The sequence below is a fragment of the Parasphingopyxis sp. CP4 genome, assembly GCF_013378055.1.
GTDB lineage: Bacteria > Pseudomonadota > Alphaproteobacteria > Sphingomonadales > Sphingomonadaceae > Parasphingopyxis.
Genome location: NZ_CP051130.1, coordinates 1,626,832 through 1,645,882, shown reverse-complemented (window position 1 = coordinate 1,645,882; position 19,051 = coordinate 1,626,832). Strand labels below are relative to the sequence as shown.

Here is a 19,051-nt window from a genome sequence, read left to right as displayed (position 1 = left end):
GCCGATGCGGATAAAGCGCCTCAAACTTGCGGGCTTTAAAAGCTTTGTCGATCCGACGGAGCTCAGGATTGAACCTGGGCTAACCGGCGTTGTCGGCCCCAATGGCTGTGGCAAATCCAATCTGCTGGAAGCGCTGCGCTGGACGATGGGTGAGAGCTCGCCCAAGTCGATGCGCGGTGGCGGTATGGAAGATGTGATCTTCGCCGGCACCGATGCCCGGCCTGAGCGTCAATTTGCCGAAGTATCGATTCTTGCCGAACGTGACGAAGGCGATCGGCCCGACAATGATACGATTGCGCTTGAGAGCGAGGTTGAAGTTGTCCGGCGGATCGAGCGCGGTGCGGGCTCTGCCTATCGCGTCAATGGCCGCGATGTGCGGGCCAAGGATGTAGCACTGCTGTTCGCCGATGCGGCGACCGGCGCCCATTCACCGGCACTGGTGAGCCAGGGCAAGATTGGTGCTGTCGTATCGGCCAAACCGGCTGAACGTCGCCAGATGCTGGAAGAGGCGGCGGGGATCGCTGGTCTCCATGTTCGCCGCAAGGATGCCGAGCAGAAGCTGCGTGCGACTGAAACCAACCTCTCTCGGCTCGATGATCTGCTTGCCGATATGGAAACGCGCATTCGTGCACTGAAAAGGCAGGCGAGTGCTGCACGGCGCTATCGCAAACTCAGCGAGAAGATAGAGCTTGGCGAAGCGCGGCTCGTATTTGCCCGCTGGCGCGATGCGGCGGCGGCTGCCGAAGCCGCCAAGGCCGAGGCCGAACAAGCCGAAGCCCGGGTTGGCGAAGCGGCCGAAAAACAACGCGCTGCAGCGGTGCATCAAGCCGAAGCCGCGCGCGCGCTGGCGGAACAGCGCAACGCGGCCCAGGAAGCACGCGAAACTGCTGCGGCACTGGGGCATGAGCTGGCCGCTCTCAAGAACGAACGCAGCGCGCTGGAGCGGCGGATCGATGAACTCGCCAATCAGCGCGAGAATCTGAAACATGATCGTGGGCGCGAAGATGCGCTGTCACAGGATGCCGCTGCCGCACTTGAACGGCTTGAGGCCGAAGAGAAAAGCATCGCCGCGCGGTTGGAAGGCACTGATGAGCGGCTGGCAGAGAGCGAATCCAAACTTCAGGAAGCGGAAACCGTTTCGCGCGAAGCCGAACTGGCCATGGCCCGCGCACTCGCGGCTCAGGCATCGCAACAAGCGGATGTCCGGGTTGCTGAAGCCAATGCGGAAAGTGCACGCGAGCGGCTCGACCGGGCTGAAGGCGAAGCAGAGCGGGTCGCGACTGAACTGGCTGAGTTGGGCGATATCAAGCCGCTCGAAAAGGCGCTCGCCGCGGCAGAGAAAGCGCGCAAACGCACCGAGGCTCGGGTTGCCGAACTGCAAAACGCTATCGCGTCGGCCGACGAGCAGCGGCAAAAGGCTGCCGATGCGCGCGACGCCGCCGAAAGCGATACCGCCGCCGCCCGCGCCGCTCTGTCGGCGCTGGAATCCGAAGCGCGTGCACTCGCGACCGATATGGACGACGCGATCGAGGATAAGGCGCTCGGCTATGTGCGTGCGGACAAGGGATATGAGAGGGCACTGGCCGCAGCCCTCGGCGATGACCTCGAAGCAGGACTTGGCGAGGCGAGCAGTCGGCGCTGGTCAGGATCTGAAAGCCATGGCAGCGATCCTGCACTGCCCGTCGGAGTTGAGCGTCTTGCCGATCATGTAAACGCGCCGTCGCAGCTGATACGTCGGCTCGCGCAGATTGGTGTTCTTGAAACCGATAACGGCTCGATCGAGCTTGCGGTTGGCCAGCGCATCGTGACCACAGATGGTGGGCTACGGCGGTGGGATGGCTATGTCGCACGGGATGAAGGCGCCGCCGCAGCCGACCGCCTGGTGCGCGTCAATCGGCTCGAAGCCATTCAAGCGGAACTCCCGGAAGCGCGTACGACGTTGGAAGAGGCTGCGGCTCGGGCGACAACCGCAATTGCGAGCCTAACCGAAGCGCGCACAACGCTTGAGGACGGTCGCGCAGCTTTGGGTACGGCAGAAGATGATGCGCGCGCGGCGATCCGCGAGGAAGATTCGGCGCGCGCTGCGATCGAGCGGCTCGGCGATCAACAGGCTGGGCTTATCGAACGCCGCGATCGCACCGCTGCGGAGCTCGACGATGCCAAAACGAACCTCAAAAACACCGAGAAAAGCCTTTCCGATCTGCCAGATGGCGGAGACATGGATGCCTCTGTCGAACGGCTGAAAAGCGCGAGCGAAGCGGCTCGGATCATTCTTGCCGAAGCGCGGGCAGAGGCGGCCACAATCGGCCAGGCCATCGATGCCGACAAGGCGCGGCTGGAAGCGGCCAAGGCAGAGGCCGACAGCTGGAAGAGCCGGGCGGGCGAGGCTGCACGCCGGGTCCAGGAAATGGCCAAGCGCGAAGCCGAAGCCGAGGCTGAAGCCAAGGCCTTGGTCGATGCACCGACGGAGATTGAAGCGAAGATCGCCGGACTGCAGACCAAGGCGGTGGAAGCCGAGCAAAAGGCCGAAACTGCGCGTGCAGAAGAACGCACCGGCGAAGAACGGGTTGCCGAGACCGAAGGCCTCGCCGCTGAAGCCGTGGAAGCCCTGTCAGCCGCACGCGAACATCGCGCCGGTGGCCAGGCACGCTTTGAGAATGCCGAAAGCCGCCGCCGTGAGTTTGAGCGCGTGGCGAGCGAACGGTTCCAGTCTGCACCCGGCGGACTGGCCGAAAAATTCGAATTCGATGCGGATCAGGTCGCTGGCGCTGAGGAAGAGTCAGCGGCGCTGGACAAGATGAAGACCGATCGCGAGCGGATCGGGCCGGTCAATCTGGTCGCCGAAAGCGAGCTGGAAGAGCTTGAGACCGAACGCGATACATCGCTTGCCGAGCGCGAAGAGCTGGGTCAGGCGATCAACCGGCTGCGCGGTTCTATCGGCAATCTCAATCGCGAAGGTCGCGCGCGCTTGCTGGCGGCGTTCGAAGAGGTCGACAAGCATTTCCGCCGACTGTTCGGCACGCTGTTCCAGGGCGGACAGGCGCATCTTGCGCTGATTGATTCCGATGACCCCCTCGAAGCGGGCCTGGAAATCATGGCCCAGCCGCCGGGCAAGAAACTTGCCACATTGACGCTGCTATCGGGCGGTGAGCAGGCGCTCACCGCGATTGCGCTGATTTTTGCCCTGTTCCTCACTAATCCGGCACCGATCTGTGTGCTCGACGAGGTCGATGCCCCGCTCGACGATGCGAATATCGAACGCTTTTGCGAACTGCTCGACCAGATGGCTGCAGAAACCGACACCCGCTACCTGATCGTCACGCATAACGCCGTGACCATGTCCCGCATGCATCGTCTCTACGGCGTGACGATGGTGGAACGCGGCGTCAGCCGTTTGGTATCTGTCGATCTTGGTGGCGCCGAAACGCTGCTCGCAGCGGAATAGCTATTCCGACGCTTGCCCATCGCGCGCGGCAATGGCCGGCGGGACAAAGTCTGTAAACAATCCATCGATACCAGCTGCGAGAAAAGCGGCGACTTCCGCTGCCATATCGCCATGGCTACGCTCGTTACCCGACCGCTGGGTCCGCAAATTGGCCGGCAGGAAATAGTTTTCCGGACGGAATGTATAGGCGATCACCAGCAATCCGGCCGCTTGTGCATCGCTAACCAATGTGCTCGGCGCTTCCAATTCGCCTGCGCCGTTCCGATCCATGATCAGCGATTTGTGCGGGGCCACGGCATCGGCATAGGTCGCTATCGTCTGTAATCCTTCGGCCGACGCCATATGCGCATAGCTGGTGTCCGGCGCATCGGCAGGCGCACCGCGCGGACCGATCAATTGCACCAAACGCAGGTTCGTCAGCACATCCAATGCGGCCAGGGGCGCGATTTCAAATGACTGGATCATCACCGGATCCGTGGCGTTGTTATAGCCGGCTTCGCCAAGCTGGCGGGCAAGCGGCTCTTCCATGCCAAGGCCGATTGATGTGAAATAGGATGGAAATTTTATCTCGGGCATCAGGCCGACGCTGCGATCCTGTCGCTGCACCAAGGCAATGACTTCCGCCAGGGTCGGGATTGCATATTGGCCATCCTGTTCGGCGCTTGCCGGGCGGAGCTGGGGAATACGCTCGCGTGCCCGCAAGGTGCGCAGCTCAGCGAGCGTGAAATCCTCTGTGAACCAGCCGTTTACCTGGCGACCCCGGATCGTTTTGGTCGTGCGCCGGTCAGCAAACTCGGGATGGTCGGCAACATTGGTGGTGCCGGATATCTCATTCTCATGCCGCGCGACGAGCACGCCATCCTGCGTCATCACGAGATCGGGCTCGATATAGTCGGCCCCTTGATCGATTGCGCGCTGATAGGCTTCCAGAGTGTGCTCAGGCACTTCTGAGGATGCGCCGCGATGCGCGATGATCAGGGCTGTCGGGCTATCTGTCATGGGCGGTGGAGCCATTGTTGCACAGGCGGGGAGCAGGCAGATCAGCAGGGATAGAAAACCATATCGCATCGCAGTGCTACTCCTGGCCTCTCAATGTCGCGAATTCGGCTGTGTGGCAATGGTGTCAGCTGGTTTTCGTGATCTGATATCGTGAGAAAAATGCCCGGCGATTGTTTCAGTTCCCGCGAATGACTAACTGGAGAGCTACAGATTGCCGGAGGCGAGGGACGTTTATGACTGAAAATGCCGAGGAAACCGAGATTAATCCGGTGGAGGCTGACTTGCTTCCGCTCGATCCCCGCCAGAAATCCGTGTTGCGAATTCGCGCGGCACTGCTGGGGCTAATTCCCTTGGCGCTGCTGGTGGTTGGCGATTTTTTCCTGAGCCGCGAACTCGAATGGGCCGCCGGGATCGGAACCGGACTTGGAATATTGCTCTATCTGTTCCTGGTCCTGGTGCTGCCGGGACGGCGCTATCGCCGCTGGGGCTATTATGAGGGCGAGCGCGGGATCCGGATCGCCTCGGGGCTGATCGTACGCCGCGATACAATCGTTCCCTATGACCGGGTTCAGCATATCGATGTATCCCGCGGGCCGATTGAGCGTCCGTTCGGTGTCTCAACACTCACCCTTCACACAGCGGGCAGCTATAACAGCACGGTCGATTTGCCAGGACTGGCGATCGATGAGGCCAATCGCATGCGCGATGAGATCCGCAGCTATATCAGCGAGGATCTTGCATGAGCGAGGCGCCAGAAAACTGGTCCCATCTGCATCCCGCCACATTGGCGATCAAGGCGCTGGAGCAATTGCCGCAGCTGGTGTTCGGCCTGCCGGCGGCGGCCTATTTCATTGGCGACACGAGTATCTTCGTGGCCGCTATCATCGCGCTGATCGGCCTGCTCGCATCGATGCTGTTCGCCTATGTCTATTGGCGCCGCTTTACCTATTGGGTCGGTGAAGAGCAGTTGGTGATTCAAAGCGGCGTGCTCAATCGCAACCGTCGCACTATTCCCTTTGATCGCATCCAGGATGTGAGCCTCGAACAGAAATTGTTGGCGCGGATCTTTGGTGTATCGATCGCCCGAATTGAAACCGGTGGAGGCGGGGGAGACGAGGGCGAGCTCAACTGTATCAGCCGCGCCGAAGCAGATCGGTTGCGCGATACAATCCGTGCCTATCGATCTGGCATTAGGACGGCCCTAGCGGATGGCGAAGCCGAGCAAGAGGAAGTCGCAGCCCCGCCGATATTTACGATGGGATTGGGGCAGCTCTTGATCGCCGGCCTATTCAATTTTTCACTGGTGTTTCTGGCGGTTATCGCCGGGTCTACCCAATATTTTGGCGGATATCTGCCGAGCGAATATTTCGACGCCGACAGGGTTGTTGATAGCTATGGAAAGCGGGCCACAAGCCTCGTGTCGGCCTATTCGATCCTGACGATTGCAATGCTATTGCTGGCCGTTGGTGTTATCACCGGATTAGCGCGTACGATCGCGCGCGAGTTTGGCTTTCGCCTCAGCCGCACGGAAACCGGGCTGCGCCGCGAACGCGGGCTCTTCACGCGCACCGACGTTGTGATCCCGTTGAAACGGGTACAGGCGGGTATCATCACCACCGGGATCGTCAAGCGCCTGTTCGGGTGGCGCGCACTCGCGGTCCAAAGCCTCGGCAGCGATGGCGCCGCTGGTACGCATCATGTTGTAGCGCCACTGGCGCAGCAAGATGATATTGATCCAATTCTCGGCGAACTCAGCATGCCTGCACCGCCACCAGTCGAGGCGTTCGAGCGCGTGTCTACCCGGCTGATTTGGCGGAGCTGGATCGAAGACGGGATAGCGCTTGCCATCATCACCGCGATTGCCGGGATTTTCTGGTCGTCGGCCTATCTGCTGCTCTTCTTTGCGATCCCCTTGGCGATCGTCCCGGTGCTGCAATATCGCGCCCATGGCTATTGCATAGCCGATGGTCTCCTGTTCGTGCGGCGGGGTTTCTGGCGGCCACGGGTGACGATCTTGCCGCTTATCAAGGTGCAGTCGGGAACGCTGCGCCAGAATCTTGTTCAACGTCTCCTCGGTAGCTCGACCCTTGCGATCGGCACGGCAGGCGCATCTCTAGCCACACCCCTACGGATAGCAGATCTGGATGCGGGAATAGCGCGCGCATTGCTTGGGACGAGTATTATCCGCCACTGATAGCGCCGGTTAGCGGATATCCGCAGATCAGCATAGGTCATTGGTCGAGCGGATGCTGGTCAGAGCGCAGATCGCGGCCTAATCCTGTTCCCAACGAATAGGGGAGAATGAGACGATGCGAGCTTTGGTAATGGCACTGACGCTGTCGGTATCTGCTGTGGGGTTGTCCGGGCCGGCATTCGCGGCACCTGAAGATGATCTCGATGCGCTGATGGATGAAGTATGGCAGGGCGCGCTGCGCGAGTTTCCGGTGTTTGCGACCGGTGTCGGTGTGCGAGACTATGATGATCAGGTTTCCGATATCAGCCTGGCGGCTCAGGATCGGCGCACGGCCACCGCCCAGGCTCAGCTCGATCGGCTGCGCGCGATTCCCGAAGACGAGCTCTCAGCAGAGGCCCGCACCAATTATGGGATATTGGAGCGCATGCTTGCCGAAAGCATTGAGGCCAATGGCTATGGCCAGCGGATGATGCTCTTTTCCAATACGCGCGGCTGGCATCAAAGCTTTGCTGGCATGTCCAACAATCTGCCATTCCAGACCGATGCGGATTTTGAGAGCTATCTAACCCGCCTCAGCCTCTATCCGAGCATTAATGACGAGGCGATTGCGATCAGCACCCAAGCTGCAGAGCAAGGCTATACGCTTCCCTGCGTTGTTCTGGATGGTTTTGAGGAATCGATTTCCGGTGTGATTGGCGAGGACCCGACAACATCGCGCTTCTACCGACCGTTCCAGGGGACGCGTCCGGCTGGCGTCAGCGAAGAGGCCTTTAATGGTTATGCCGCGCGGGCACGGGAGATCATCACGACAATCCTCGCGCCGGAATATGAGCAGCATTTGCAATGGTTTACCGAAGTGTATCGGCCGCAATGCCGCGAGACGGTGGGGATATCTGCGCAGCCCGGAGGTTCGGAATTCTACGACTACCGGATCCGCCAGATGACGACGACCAATCTCAGCGCGCAGGAAATCCATGATATCGGCCTCTCCGAAGTCGCCCGGATCCGCGCCGAGATGGAAGAGGTTACCGTTGAGGCCGGTTTCGATACGCGCGAGGCCTTTATCGAGCATCTGCGGACGGATCCGCAATATTATGCCGAGACGCCGGAAGAGCTCATGGCAGCGGTCGCGCTACAGACCAAGGAATTGGACGGATTGATGCCGACCATGTTCTCGGTCCTGCCGCGCTTGCCCTACGGTCTGCGAGAAATCCCTGCTGAGGTGGCCGAAGGCGCGACGACTGCCTTTTATAATCCTGGCTCTCCCGAAACGGGCATCGCCGGCTTCTATTACGTCAACACGTCCCTGCTCGACCAACGGCCGCTTTGGGAAATCCCGGCACTGTCGGCCCATGAAGGCGTGCCCGGCCATCATCACCAGATCGCCCTGCAGCAGGAAATCGACATGCATCCATTGCGGCGTAATCTCGCTTTCTTCACGGCCTTTATCGAAGGCTGGGGGCTCTACTCGGAACGCATCGGTATCGAGATGGGCATCTATGATACACCGGCCGAAAATATGGGCCGACTGTCATATGAAATGTGGCGGGCGTGTCGGTTGGTTGTCGACACTGGAATCCATGCGCTGGGTTGGTCCAAACAACAGGCGATTGATTTCATGAGCGAGAATACGGCGCTCACAGAAGCCAATATCGAGGCGGAAGTTAATCGCTATATTTCGCGGCCGGGCCAGGCACTTGCCTACAAACTTGGTGAGCTTCGCATCCGCGCGCTACGGGCTCGTGCGGAAGCGGCGCTAGGCGATGATTTCGATGTTCGACTGTTCCATGATGCAGTGCTGGGCCAGGGCTCAGTGCCGCTCGACGTGCTTGAAGGTCAGATTGATCGCTGGATCGCCGCACAACAAGCGGACGGCGAAGGGTAAGGCTAGCGGTTTAGAATTCGAGCAGGGCTCCGCGTTCGGCTCTGGCCGACCGGAGCAGCTGTTCGGTGCAGCCGGTAAAGCCGCCTGGGCCAACCGGTGAGCAACTCATCGCGCCACCGCGTCCGACATATTCGACCGCCTGGGACTGGGCGAGCCAGCTCTGGTTGGCGGCCATGTCGCGGGTATCGCGTAACTCTGGCGGAATGCGATAGCGTTCGCTCTCGTCGCGGCGGACGCAGACAACGATAATCTCGCCATTGCTCGTTGGGCACGCTTCATCGCCATAAACGATCTGCATGCGGACATTATTCTGCGCTGCGGCAGGCGCCGAAGGGATAACGGCCATCGCTCCGATAAGTGCCGTGGCGGCAAGCAAACGCGTCATTATCATCCTCCTAAATGCAGCCAATACGCTACAGCTTTTCAAGCCCTGTCGGCAAGATGCCAGATAGATTATTGCGCTGGCCTGAACTCGCTATTCGTCAAATCCGTTTCGCCGCCGCAATCGCAATCCGGCATCCCAGCCGGATAGCGCCAGAAAGCAACGGATAGGCCGGTGCATCTTCCGCACCCTCGGCAATCGCGGTTTCGCGATGTTCGGCCTCTTCAGCTTGAAATTCGGCGATCATATCGCTGAGTTCGGGATCCGTGTCGCCCAGCTCTTCCAGCTGTTCGCCATAATGATTTTCGATTTCGGTTTCGATCGCCGCCGTACAGGCCATCGCCGCTTCCGGGCCCATCAATGCGGTGGCCGCGCCTAGCGCAAATCCTGCGCGGTCCCAGATCGGTTGCAATAAGCTGGGTCGAACACCGCGTTCAACGGTGAGGGCGTCGAAACGGTCACAATGGCGACGTTCCTGTTCGGCCATGCGCGCGATTGATCGCGCCGCTGGGCTGCGGTCACCCAATATGGCCAGCTGGCCGGCGTAAATGCGGGTCGCACCATATTCGCCGGCTTGATCGACACGGATCATTGAGTCGATATCCGGCTGTCGATCGCCGGGTAACGGGCCAGCGAGATCTAACGGTTCGTTTTGCGGATCAGCCATGCGATTCCTATAGCAGTTCCGATCGAGATGATCGCGTTAAATCCGGCAAGCGAGATGCCGAATAATGTCCATTGCGGCTGGTCGCAGGAGATGATCGGCGTTGCCATTATATCGGCCATGAAATCACCAGACCCTGCATCCATCGTGGCGCAGCCCGTAATCCCTTCCCAAAAGCCGTATTCGACACCGGCATGGAAGACGCCGATCGCTCCACTGATGAATATCGCATCGGCTGCCAGCCAGAGAAAAAGCGTACCCGCTCGCTTGTCGCGTAAGATAAGCGCGATCAGCGCCAGCGGTACGGCTGCATAATGGGGCCATCGCTGCCAGTGGCACATTTCGCACGGATAGAGGTCTCCAATGATCTCCGAACCCAGTGCACCGGCGAGCAACGCGAACGGCACGAACAGGGCAAGCGCATACGCTAGTCCTTTCGAGGTCATGGTCACGACGTTTCCTTCAGCTAAGGCGAGTTAGCGGCGCGTGAGAGACGCTGTCGCAACCGGCGGATCTTCCGCCGCCAGGCGCGCGATCGTTTCCACCGCATAATGCATCTGGAAGTCGGTAATACCTTGCTCTGCCAGCTCTTCAGACGTTGCGGAGAAGCGTGGATCTTCGCGGATGTCATCCTCGATCACGTCTTCAGCCACGGCTTCTTCGTTGATCAGGTGGCGGCGCAGATCAGCCTCCCGGAACCGCGGCGCGTCGCGCCAGTCCGGATTGGTGAGCTGCGGAACTTCGAGGTCAGGTTCGATGCCGCCTTCCTGCACCGAATTGCCGGCCGGCGTATAATAGCGAGCGGTTGTCAGGCGCAGGGCCGTGACTTCGGACAGCGGAAGGATGGTCTGGACTGATCCCTTGCCGAAAGTCTGTTCGCCGATGATCAGGGCGCGCCGGTGATCCTGTAGCGCCCCGGCGACGATTTCTGATGCTGAGGCCGTGCCCGCGTCTACTATTACGACAAGCGGCAAGCCATTGGTGTCATCGCCTGCACGCGCATAATAGCGCTCGATATCGCTGGCGCGCCGTCCGCGTTGTGACACGACTTCACCGCGTTCCAGGAAGATATCCGAGACCGAGATGGCTTGGTCGAGCAGGCCGCCCGGATTCGAGCGCAGATCGATCACATAGCCGGTGGGCTGCCCGCCGATCGACTGGTTGATAGAGGCAATGGCTGCCCGTACTTCTTCGCCCGTGTTGCGGTTGAAGGTGTTGATGTTGATGATGCCCACGCGATCCTGGACTTCCCATTCCACCGCCCGCAGTTCGATGATCTCACGGGTGAGCGTGAATTCCAGCGGTTCGGTCTGGCCGGGCCGCACGACCCGCAGGTCAATCGAGGTTCCTGGCGCGCCGCGCATCTGTTCCACAGCTTCGTCGAGCGTACCACCAAAGATCAGCTCGTCGTCGAGATGGGTGATATAGTCCCCGGCCTGGATGCCAGCCCGGTCTGCGGGCGTGTCTTCAAACGGTGCGATGACTTTCACAGCCCCGTCTTCGAGGGTGACGGTCAGGCCCAGCCCGCCATATTCGCCCTGGCTTTGTGTCGTGAGCCGCTCGAAGCCAGTTTCGTCGAGGAAAGAGCTATGCGGATCGAGGCTCGAAAGCATACCGCTGATCGCGCCGCGCATCAGATCTTCGTCGCTGATCTCGTCGACATATTCGGAGCGCACCCGCTCAAACACGTCCATGAACTGATCGAGTTCGCGATAGGTGTCGACATCGACAGCAGCGAGGGTCGCGGTGAAGGCCGGGATGAGCGCCAAAGTGCCGACGGCACCGATCGCACTGATAAAAGGTCTGGGCATGGTTCAAACTCTCTAAACTGATCGTCGCATGATAGCGGTTTTCTGCGGTTCAGGAAAGGATAGCCTTGGTGGCCTTAACCGCGGCTTACAAGCGACGAAATATCGACAGGCTGTCCCGCTCGGCGCAGTTCCACCGTCACAACCGGCCGATCTGTGCCGGTTCGGCCGATTGGCGCCCCCTGGCCAACGACATCGCCGACCCCAACGCTAATGATGTCGAGATTCGTGATTAACGTCGTCCATCCGCCACTATGATCGATGATGACGATCCGTCCATAGCCCCGGAATTCACCGGCATAGCTGATCCGGCCGGCGGTTGGCGCAATGACTTGGGCGCCAGGTTGGGTGGCGATCGTCAGGCCGCGTGAGCGCACCCCGGCATCCGACACCTCGCCCAGCCCTTCAACCACTTCCCCCATTACCGGCAGACGATAGGGCGGTCGGCGGTTGCTGCTGTTTCGGTTCGCTTGCCGCGTGGGTGCACGGGCTTCGCCGGGTTGGGCTGGCCTCAGCCTTGGACCTGGAAGCTCGATAAGATCGGCGCGTATTTCGGCCTGCCGATCCATCTCTTCCATCAGCGAGCGAATGTCCCGCGCATCTTCGCCCAGCGCCAGGACGCGATCGCTTTCGATCATGGCAGACTGTTCCAGCTGGGCCGCCTGCGTCCGTTGTCCCTCCTCCAGCTCGGCCAACTCTACTCGGCGATCTTCGAGCTCCGATTGCCGTCCTTCAAGCAACGCGACAGCGCGATCTTCCTGCAAGCGCAGATTGGCACCGCGCGCAACCTCGGCCCGGAGCGCCGCAGTTCGCTCCCGCACCGCCGGCAAGGTGGTTGAGAATAAAGACCGAATATGGACAAGATCCGTGATCGAACCTTGGTGAACCAGCGCGAGCGCTGGCGGGCGTCGCGCCATGGTCTGCAATGCTGCAGTTAATCCGATAATCGTGCCTTGGCGTTCGGCGAGCCGGGCACGTTGTTCAACGCGCAATCGTTCGATTAGCGCAATTCGGTTCTGCGCAGCTGTTAGATCCGCTTCGGCGGCCTGTACCTCGGCTGCAGCCGCCGCCTGTTCTGCCGCGGTTCGCTCAGCCTGGCTTTCCGCAGATTCCGCGCGGTCCTGAAACTGTTCGGCACGCTGCTGCGCTATTGCACGCTGGCGAAGTGCCTCTTCGAGAGCTTCCGCTTCGCCGTTTCCACTATCGGGCTGGGCAAGTGCGAAGGGCGCCAGGATTGCCGAAAACAGGGCAAACATTGCTAGGATCCGAATGATCATGCCCTATCCTTCGCGATGATAGGGGTGGTTGGCAAGGATTGAGCTTGCCCGCCACAGCTGTTCAGCCAGCATCGCTCGGGCCATCAAGTGCGGCCAGGTCGCCTTGCCAAAGGCAATGGACAGATCGGCGCTGGCTTTTTCCTCGACGGTCAGGCCGTCAGCGGCGCCAATCAGAAAGCGAATTTCCCGCGTCCCTTGATCGCGCCAATCGCCAATCTGATTGGCAAAGGCCACTGATCCCATTTGGCGGCCGGTCTCATCCAGCGTGACGATTTTCGTGCCTGTCGGGGGAGGGGGAATCTTGCCGCCTTTATCAGGCAGTTCGGTAATCCGAACGGGCCAGCCGATGCGCCCCATATAGCGATCGACAAGCTCGGCTTCCGGCCCGCGGCCAATCTTCCCGCGGGCAACGATGTGCAGTGTCAGGCTCAGCTATCTGTCGCTTCGTCGTACTGTTCGCCAAAGCCCCACATGCGCTCCAGATTATAGAAGCTGCGGACTTCGGGGCGAAACAGATGAACGACCACATCGCCAGCATCGAGCAATACCCAGTCTGCTGTTGGCAGGCCTTCGATGCGGGTCGGAATGCCGAATTCGGATTTCATCCGCTCGGCAAGTTTTTCGGCAATGGATGCGACATGACGGGTCGATCGACCGCTGGCTATGACCATGTAATCGCCAATCGACGATTTCCCGGCGAGCGGGATCGAGGTCACGTCCTGCGCCTGATCGTCATCAAGGGACTGCAAAATGAGCTGGTGAAGGTCTTCGGCCGTTTGGGCGTCAGTATTCGGAAGCGTCGCAGCTGATGAAGCGGGCAAGATGTCTCCTATGGGATGCGCCGTCGCGTAACTGGATCACGCGAAGCTGTTGGGGGGAATGCCAGATGCCACTGCGGATTGTCACGCCGCAAGCGGGTGGCGGAACGAGGATCGGGTCGAAAGCGCAGATACACGAGCGCTGGCGGTCTCCAATCGGTCCAATCACGCGACTGGCTTGCGGGCCGGACGAAGCGCCGCAGCCATGCCATGGCCGGAGCGGTCAAGGCCTCATCTTCATACCCCGGTCGAGCGACCACGGCAATCACAATATGCCGGGCTATTTGCCGCCACTCCTTCCACCGGTGGAATTGGGCGAGATTGTCTGACCCCATAATCCAGATAAATCGGTGCTTTGGGTAGCGCCTGACCAGCTTTTTGATCGTATTTACCGTGTATCGCGTGCCCAGTTCGCCCTCGATCGCCGTCGGGCGAATACGGGCGCCGCGCGCCATTTTCCGCGCAGACGCAAGCCGAGCCTGAAGCGGCGCCATGTCTTTGGCGCCCTCTTTCAACGGATTTCCCGGAGATACCAGCCACCAGACCTCGTCGAGATCCAGCGCTTTGAGCGCGAACCGACTAATTCCGCGATGTCCGCCATGGGCCGGATTAAACGAGCCGCCGAGAAGACCGATATGCGTCAAATGACTCTCTGAACCGTTTCTGGCGCAAGGTCCTGCCATCGCATCCAGGTGCCAAGCGCGTAGCAAATCCCATAAACAAGGACGATGAGTGAGCTCCAGATTGAAAAGGGTGTGATCACCTGACCGGACATTGCCAGCGCAGGAACAAAGGCGATGGCGCGAACCAGATAGATGGCTGCAATCAGGATCAGCGCGGTACGGAGCAACGGCAAGCGAAACAGCCAGCCTGCACCGGAAAATGCATAGGCTGACCAGATGGCGAGAATCCCGGCGATTCCCAAGGTGATGATGGTCGGATAGGCTTGGCCTCGAGCGGCCATTTCAGCCATTCGCTCTCCGGCACCAAAAAAGCGATACCAGCTCGGCCCACCGATGATGATCGCGATGTGCATGAGCGATGCCACGGCTGACAGGCATCCGCCGATGATGAGCCAGGCGGCTCCCGTCATGGTCGGATGGTTCCCGAACCGCGCGCGATCCACTTATATGTCGTCAGTCCTTCCAGAGCGACCGGGCCGCGGGCGTGCAGGCGCCCAGTTGAGATGCCGATCTCCGCGCCAAGGCCAAACTCGCCGCCATCGGCAAATTGGCTCGAGGCATTGTGCATGACGATCGCGCTATCGACGCTGTTCAGGAAATGGGCTGCCGCAGCTTCATCGTCGGTGACGATTGCGTCGGTATGGCCGGAGCCGTGACGGGTAATATGGGCGATGGCGGCATCCATGCCGTCGACGATGGCCACGGAGGCAATTGCGTCGAGATATTCGGTGTCCCAATCTTCGTTGGAAGCCGCTTGGACGCGAGAATCCAAATCCTGTGCAGCATCGTCACCGCGCAATTCGCATCCGCCATCGATGAGCGCGCCGAGCAGCATTGCGGCTTCGGGAAAAGCCTTGTCGATCAACACGGTTTCCATTGCGCCGCATATTCCAGTGCGCCGCAACTTGGCGTTGACGACAATATTGCGCGCCATATCGGGCCGTGCGTCGGCGTGAATATAGGTGTGGCACAGGCCGTCGAGATGCGCGAGCACCGGCACCCGCGCCTCCGCCTGGACGCGCGCAACCAAGCCCTTGCCGCCGCGCGGGACGATGATGTCGATGAGCCCGGCGGCGCCGAGCATGGCGCCCACGGCTGTCCGGTCGGTTGTCGGTACCAGTTGGACCGCATCTTTCGACAGGCCGGCCGCCACCAGGCCTTGCTCCATACAGGCATGAATAGCGGTGTTGGACTGGATCGCTTCCGACCCCCCGCGCAAGATGGCGGCATTGCCAGCCATCAGGCACAGGGCGCCGGCATCGGCCGTCACATTCGGGCGGCTTTCATAGATGATACCGACAACACCAAGCGGAATGCGAACCCGGCTAAGCTCCAGGCCATTGGGCGGGGTACGGCTATCGATAATTTCGCCAACCGGATCATCGAGTTCCGCCACGGCTTCCAGTGCAGAAGCAATGCCTTCTACTTGCTCCGGATCAAGTTTCAGGCGGTCGAGCATCGCAGGGCTCAAGCCATTGGTTTCGCTGCGCGTCATATCCTCGGCATTGGCGGCAAGGATGATGTCCTCGGCGCTGCGCAGTGCGGTCGCCGCATGGCGCAGTGCGGCGCTTTTCGTGGCTGTGTCGGTCTGCGCCAGGCTCTGCGCAGCCACACGGGCGCGTTTGCCCATATCGGCAATCATCGCTTCAACGTCAGGAATGGCGCGCTGTTCGTTCATGCTTGGCGGCATATCATGGCGAGAGGCGTGCGTGAACGGCTATCGACGAACCCATGGTTGCGCGGCTATGGGCGGTAGCGGGAGCGCGACATGGATAATGGTATTGAAGGCTTAGGGGCAGCGGTAACGGGCGGCTTAGCGGCACGCGCCGTTGAACCCGGCTATGGCGAAGAGGGATCGGACCATGGCGAAACCCATTGCGGCAATTGCTCGACCGAGCTGGTTGGCACGCATTGTCATTATTGCGGGCAGAAAAAGCATGTCCATCGCAGTATCGCCGCAATCGCGCATGACCTGATCCATGGTGTTCTGCATCTCGATGGAAAATTCTGGCGGACCTTGCCGCTATTGGCATTCCGTCCCGGCGAACTGACCCGGCGCTATATTCATGGTGAGCGCGCAAAATTTGTATCGCCGCTCGGCATGTTCCTGTTCGGCGTTTTCCTGATGTTCGGGATCCTGACGATCTACGGCGCATCGCTCTCCAACATTGATCTCAACAATGTTTCAGCCGAAGCCGCCGAAGGCCATCTGGATAATCAAATTACAAATGCACGTGCTGAGCTGGCCGGTACCATGCGCCAGATCGCAATTGCTGAAAGCCAGCCAGGCGGTGCGGCTCGGTTGCCGGAGCTAGAACAGGATTCGGAACGGCTCGAAGAAATCATTGCAGGCATAGAAACGAGCCAGCAGGCGCTAGGATATACCGATCTCGAATTGCCGGATACGGGGTGGGCGCGGCTCGACAGCGGTTTGGCCAAAATCAACGATAATCCCAATCTGGCGCTCTATAAGCTGCAGGCAAATTTCTACAAATTTTCCTGGCTGTTAATCCCGATTTCGGTGCCTTTTGTCTGGCTGCTATTCTTCTATACGCGGCGCTTCAAAATGTACGATCACACGGTTTTCGTGACCTATTCGCTGGCCTTCATGTCGCTCTTTGCGATCGCGCTGACCGTACTCGGATTTGCTGGCATGGGGCTCCCCTGGATACCGCTGGCGATAATCTTCATACCCGTAATCCATATGTATAAGCAGCTGCGCGGTACTTATCAGATCGGGCGCATCAGTGCATTCCTCCGCACTATAGTTTTGGCGTGGTTCTGCTTTTTCACATCGACGGTGTTCTTCGTTCTGCTGCTGGCAATCGGGGCGCTCGGTTAGCGCAAAGAAAAGGCCCGCCGAAGCGAGCCTTCCCTTTGGTGATATGTTTGCCTAGGCGCCTTCAGGGGCGGGGCCGCCGAACGGCCGCTTGCGCGGCTTTGTCTTCGGAATGCTTGATCCGCCAGTGGGAACCGCTTTCGCCTTGTCATCACGATCATTGTCTCGACCGATATCTTCGCCCTTGATCGCTTTCTTGGCTTCGTCGCCGCTCAGGGTTTCGAACTCGAGCAGCGCTTGGGCGAGCTTGTGCAGCTCGTCGATATTGTCGGTCAGCACTGTCCGGGCAACACCTTCGGCTTCTTCGATCAGGCGGCGGACTTCGGCGTCGATGAGCTTGGCCGTTTCTTCGGAGACCTGCTGGTTGCGGGCGACCGAATGGCCGAGGAACACCTCGTCCTGATTGTCGCGATAGCGCAGCCAGCCTAGCTTTTCGCTCATGCCATATTCCATAACCATCGAGCGAGCCATGTCGGTGGCCTGCTGGATATCGTTGGACGCGCCGGTGTTCAGCGAATCTTCGCCATAGATGAGCTGTTCGGCAATCCGGCCGCCAAAACAGAGCGCGAGCCGCGCCTTCATCTGCTGCATCGACATGGAATAGCGATCGCGATCCGGCAGGTTCCAGGTCACACCCAGCGCACGACCGCGCGGAATGATGGTAACCTTATGGAGCGGGTCGCAGCCTTCGACGTGCAATGAGACGAGCGCATGGCCCGCCTCGTGATAGGCGGTCGATTTCTTCTCGTCCTCGGTCATCACCATGGATTTCCGTTCGGAACCCATCATGACCTTGTCCTTGGCCTCTTCAAACTCGTCCATCGCGACAAGACGCTTGCCTTTACGGGCCGCGAGCAGCGCGGCTTCGTTCACAAGATTGGCGAGATCAGCGCCGGAAAAACCGGGTGTGCCCCGCGCAATCGTCCGGGAATCCACATCGGGTGCGAGCGGCACCTTCTTCATATGGACATCAAGGATCTTTTCGCGGCCTTCGATATCGGGTCGCGGTACGACGACCTGACGATCGAACCGACCGGGACGGAGCAATGCGGGATCGAGCACATCGGGCCGGTTAGTGGCGGCGATGATGATGATGCCTTCATTGGCTTCGAAACCGTCCATCTCGACCAGCAGCTGGTTGAGCGTCTGTTCGCGTTCGTCATTGCCATTGCCGAGGCCAGCGCCGCGATGGCGACCGACCGCATCGATTTCGTCAATGAACACGATGCAGGGTGCATTCTTCTTGGCTTGTTCGAACATGTCGCGGACACGGCTGGCGCCGACACCGACAAACATCTCGACAAAGTCGGAGCCTGAGATCGTGAAGAAGGGGACGTCAGCTTCGCCAGCGATGGCGCGCGCAAGCAGCGTTTTACCCGTACCCGGTGAACCAACCAGCAATGCGCCTTTTGGAATTTGACCGCCAAGGCGCGAGAATTTTCCCGGGTCCTTCAGGAATTCGACAATCTCTTGCAGCTCTTCGCGGGCTTCGTCGATCCCGGCGACGTCTTCGAAGGTTACTTTGCCCTGGCGCTCGGTCAGCATCTTGGCCTTGGATTTGCCGAAGCCCATTGCGCCGCCGCCGGCATTTTTCTGCATTTGCCGGATGATCAGGAAGGCGATGCCAAAGATCAGGATGAAGGGCAGGAGATTGAGCAGGACATAGGTCCAGATGCTCGCTTGCTCCGCCGGACGACCGGTGATCTCGACACCAGCATCCCGCATTTCGTCGACCGGGACTGCGACGCGCGGCGGAAGATCCGTTCGGAAGGTGGTCTGATCGGTCAGTGTGCCCGTGACAAAGCCCTCATTAATCTCGACCTGTTGGACTTCACTTTGCTCGACCCGGTCGAGGAAATCCGAATAAGGGAGGGTTTCATCGGCCTGTGCGGTGCCACTGTCGAACATTGTGACGAACAGGATCAGGGCGACCAAAATACCGGCCCAGATGAAAAGGCTTTTCATCCAGGGATTGCTGCCACCCTCTTGGGGATCTTTATCGTCGTTCATTGTGTAAGGCCCTTCTTGTGCGACCAAAATAGGATGTCGCGACAAAA

General features: G+C 59.8%; 17 protein-coding genes. 5 read left to right on the top strand and 12 right to left on the bottom strand.

Annotated elements, in window-relative coordinates; all coding sequences use genetic code 11:
* The first annotated feature begins 4 nt into the window (after positions 1-4).
* Complete coding sequence (locus tag HFP51_RS07905) at positions 5-3,445, top strand: chromosome segregation SMC family protein (RefSeq protein ID WP_176875218.1); 3,441 nt, start codon at positions 5-7, stop codon at positions 3,443-3,445.
* Here HFP51_RS07905 and HFP51_RS07900 read toward each other — a convergent pair whose 3' ends face one another.
* Positions 3,446-4,513 (bottom strand): glycerophosphodiester phosphodiesterase, encoded by a 1,068-nt coding sequence (locus HFP51_RS07900; protein WP_176875217.1) that lies wholly within the window; start codon positions 4,511-4,513, stop codon positions 3,446-3,448. It lies immediately after the preceding gene.
* A gap of 164 nt (positions 4,514-4,677) precedes the next feature.
* On the opposite strand from HFP51_RS07900, the gene HFP51_RS07895 reads away from it, so the two are divergent.
* From HFP51_RS07895 to HFP51_RS07885, 3 genes are all read left to right on the top strand, one after another.
* A complete protein-coding gene (locus HFP51_RS07895) occupies positions 4,678-5,187 on the top strand; it encodes a PH domain-containing protein (protein WP_176875216.1) in 510 nt (169 codons plus the stop codon).
* The gene (locus HFP51_RS07890; RefSeq protein WP_176875215.1) at positions 5,184-6,638 is read left to right on the top strand and encodes a PH domain-containing protein; all 1,455 of its coding nucleotides are present in this window, start codon (positions 5,184-5,186) and stop codon (positions 6,636-6,638) included. The genes HFP51_RS07895 and HFP51_RS07890 overlap by 4 nt, the downstream gene beginning before the upstream one ends.
* A 115-nt stretch (positions 6,639-6,753) precedes the next feature.
* Positions 6,754-8,523: a DUF885 family protein gene (locus HFP51_RS07885; RefSeq protein ID WP_176875214.1), complete on the top strand. Its 1,770-nt coding sequence runs from the start codon at positions 6,754-6,756 to the stop codon at positions 8,521-8,523.
* A gap of 10 nt (positions 8,524-8,533) precedes the next feature.
* Here HFP51_RS07885 and HFP51_RS07880 read toward each other — a convergent pair whose 3' ends face one another.
* From HFP51_RS07880 to HFP51_RS07835, 10 genes are all read right to left on the bottom strand, one after another.
* Complete coding sequence (locus tag HFP51_RS07880) at positions 8,534-8,908, bottom strand: hypothetical protein (RefSeq protein WP_176875213.1); 375 nt, start codon at positions 8,906-8,908, stop codon at positions 8,534-8,536.
* A 97-nt stretch (positions 8,909-9,005) separates the two neighbouring features.
* Positions 9,006-9,572: a demethoxyubiquinone hydroxylase family protein gene (locus HFP51_RS07875; RefSeq protein ID WP_176875212.1), complete on the bottom strand. Its 567-nt coding sequence runs from the start codon at positions 9,570-9,572 to the stop codon at positions 9,006-9,008.
* The gene (locus HFP51_RS07870) at positions 9,545-10,015 is read right to left on the bottom strand and encodes a disulfide bond formation protein B (protein WP_176875211.1); all 471 of its coding nucleotides are present in this window, start codon (positions 10,013-10,015) and stop codon (positions 9,545-9,547) included. The genes HFP51_RS07875 and HFP51_RS07870 overlap by 28 nt, the downstream gene beginning before the upstream one ends.
* 30 nt (positions 10,016-10,045) lie before the next feature.
* Positions 10,046-11,380, bottom strand: coding sequence for a S41 family peptidase (locus HFP51_RS07865; protein WP_176875210.1), 1,335 nt, complete (start codon positions 11,378-11,380; stop codon positions 10,046-10,048).
* Between the two features lie 74 nt (positions 11,381-11,454).
* A complete protein-coding gene (locus HFP51_RS07860; protein ID WP_255454602.1) occupies positions 11,455-12,654 on the bottom strand; it encodes a murein hydrolase activator EnvC in 1,200 nt (399 codons plus the stop codon).
* Positions 12,655-12,657: 3 nt separating this feature from the next.
* Positions 12,658-13,080, bottom strand: a complete 423-nt coding sequence (locus HFP51_RS07855; protein ID WP_176876598.1) for a 23S rRNA (pseudouridine(1915)-N(3))-methyltransferase RlmH — start codon at positions 13,078-13,080, stop codon at positions 12,658-12,660.
* A 2-nt stretch (positions 13,081-13,082) separates the two neighbouring features.
* Positions 13,083-13,475 carry a ribosome silencing factor gene (gene rsfS / locus HFP51_RS07850; RefSeq protein WP_176875209.1) on the bottom strand — a complete coding sequence of 131 codons (393 nt, stop codon included), beginning with the start codon at positions 13,473-13,475 and terminating at the stop codon, positions 13,083-13,085.
* An 8-nt stretch (positions 13,476-13,483) separates the two neighbouring features.
* Positions 13,484-14,116, bottom strand: a complete 633-nt coding sequence (locus tag HFP51_RS07845) for a nicotinate-nucleotide adenylyltransferase (protein ID WP_176875208.1) — start codon at positions 14,114-14,116, stop codon at positions 13,484-13,486.
* On the bottom strand, positions 14,113-14,565 hold the full coding sequence (locus tag HFP51_RS07840; protein ID WP_176875207.1) for a hypothetical protein: 453 nt from the start codon (positions 14,563-14,565) through the stop codon (positions 14,113-14,115). Before HFP51_RS07840 ends, HFP51_RS07845 begins: the two co-directional genes overlap by 4 nt.
* A complete protein-coding gene (locus tag HFP51_RS07835) occupies positions 14,562-15,833 on the bottom strand; it encodes a glutamate-5-semialdehyde dehydrogenase (protein ID WP_176875206.1) in 1,272 nt (423 codons plus the stop codon). The genes HFP51_RS07840 and HFP51_RS07835 overlap by 4 nt, the downstream gene beginning before the upstream one ends.
* Positions 15,834-15,923: 90 nt before the next feature.
* On the opposite strand from HFP51_RS07835, the gene HFP51_RS07830 reads away from it, so the two are divergent.
* A complete protein-coding gene (locus tag HFP51_RS07830; RefSeq protein ID WP_176875205.1) occupies positions 15,924-16,997 on the top strand; it encodes a DUF3667 domain-containing protein in 1,074 nt (357 codons plus the stop codon).
* Positions 16,998-17,048: 51 nt separating this feature from the next.
* On the opposite strand, the gene ftsH is transcribed toward HFP51_RS07830, so the two are convergent.
* Positions 17,049-19,004, bottom strand: coding sequence for an ATP-dependent zinc metalloprotease FtsH (gene ftsH / locus HFP51_RS07825; RefSeq protein ID WP_176875204.1), 1,956 nt, complete (start codon positions 19,002-19,004; stop codon positions 17,049-17,051).
* Positions 19,005-19,051: the final 47 nt, after the last annotated feature.